Raw genomic sequence first — 1,398 nt, forward strand, 5'->3', positions numbered from 1 at the left:
ATTAATGTTCAGTGCATTAGCTTGTGTAGCTTTTGCTTTTAGTGGGTTTGCTTCGAATGAAGTAGTGAATGAAGAAAAAGTTTCAAATGAAAACATTGTAATTGAAACAAAAACTGATGTAAATGAAATTAAAATTACAGTAGATTCAAATTTCAGAGTCACAGGAAATTGTAATTATACTCTGACTAGAACTTTTAGAGGTTTCGATGGTAAATATTATACACAATCTAAAAGTTATACAACAGATGCAAAAAGTGCAACTGATTGCGCAGCAATAGCAAATAATCATGCAACAAGAATAAACCTTGGCTTAGAAAAGTTTTAAATACAGGCTCTTTATTGAGCCTTTTTTGATAAAATATATAAAATGAAAATAAAAATTATTTTAAGATTCATATTGTTTGTTAACTTTTTTACGTATGGTCAAGAAAAAAATATTTACATACTTTATAATAAATCGGATTTATTAACATCATATAACGAAGAATTAATTGCCTCAAAAGATTCTGCTTTATTTTGGAATGAAGTACAAGTAAAAACTGATGGTTCAAATCAAATGACTGATGATGGAAACGGTAATTTCAATTTAATTGATGAAAATTACCATATCTTTAAAAATGAAATTTCTTTAAATAAATCTAATACTATTAACATTCGGATTTTTGACCCAAATAATTTTAGAGATGTAACTGATATTTTACCAGATTTTAATTGGAAAATTTTTGATAATGAAACGAAAAAAATAGGACAGTACGAATGTATTAAAGCTACGTGTAACTTTAGAGGAACAAACATCATTGCTTATTTCACTCTAGAAATACCAATACCTTTTGGACCCTGGAAGTTTAAAGATTTACCTGGATTAATTTTAGAAATAAATGTAGAAGACGCCTTTTTGAATATCAAATGGGTAGCAGAAAAAATCATTTATCCTTATGAGAAGAAGCAAAATCTTGAAAGCAATATTCCAACTGTAAGAATTTCTATGCGTGAAGAGGTGAAAAACTTAGAAAAAACTTTAAACGAAATTAGCGAACAATCAAAATCTAGAGATAGTGAAACAATAACAACAATAGTTTCTGAAATTACTAGAATAGACATTGAAAAAATATACGAATGGGAAGAGTAAAACATAATAAAATAAAAATATTACTGTTTTTAAGTTAAAACAATGAGCTAAAATTGTGTTAATTGTTAATTTTAACAAAATAAATATTCTATTAAACCAATAATAACACGTCTAAAAAAACAAAACAACACACAATCACCCAAAAAAAAACTAAAAAACCAACAAAAAATATTTTCTTTTTCTAATTAACTATTTGATTTGTAGTGTATTATTATTATTATTATTATTGTGATAGAAGTTTTAGAAAAGTTCTAAAACATTTATTAACA

Annotated in this window: 2 protein-coding genes; both read left to right on the forward strand. The window is 25.4% G+C overall.

Annotation, left to right across the window (positions count from 1 at the left end; translation table 11 throughout):
• Positions 1-325, forward strand: a 325-nt coding sequence (locus EG240_RS16605) for a hypothetical protein (RefSeq protein ID WP_158612048.1), incomplete at its 5' end; no start/stop codon positions are given.
• A gap of 42 nt (positions 326-367) precedes the next feature.
• Positions 368-1,129, forward strand: a complete 762-nt coding sequence (locus tag EG240_RS16325; protein WP_125020390.1) for a GLPGLI family protein — start codon at positions 368-370, stop codon at positions 1,127-1,129.
• Positions 1,130-1,398 lie beyond the last annotated feature (269 nt).

This window comes from Paenimyroides tangerinum, from assembly GCF_003865405.1.
Classification (GTDB): Bacteria; Bacteroidota; Bacteroidia; order Flavobacteriales; family Flavobacteriaceae; genus Flavobacterium; species Flavobacterium tangerinum.

Coding starts and splice junctions, on each gene's coding strand:
- EG240_RS16325 (WP_125020390.1), top strand. CDS start 368: ATGAAAATAAAAATTATTTTAAGATTCATATTGTTTGTTAACTTTTTT.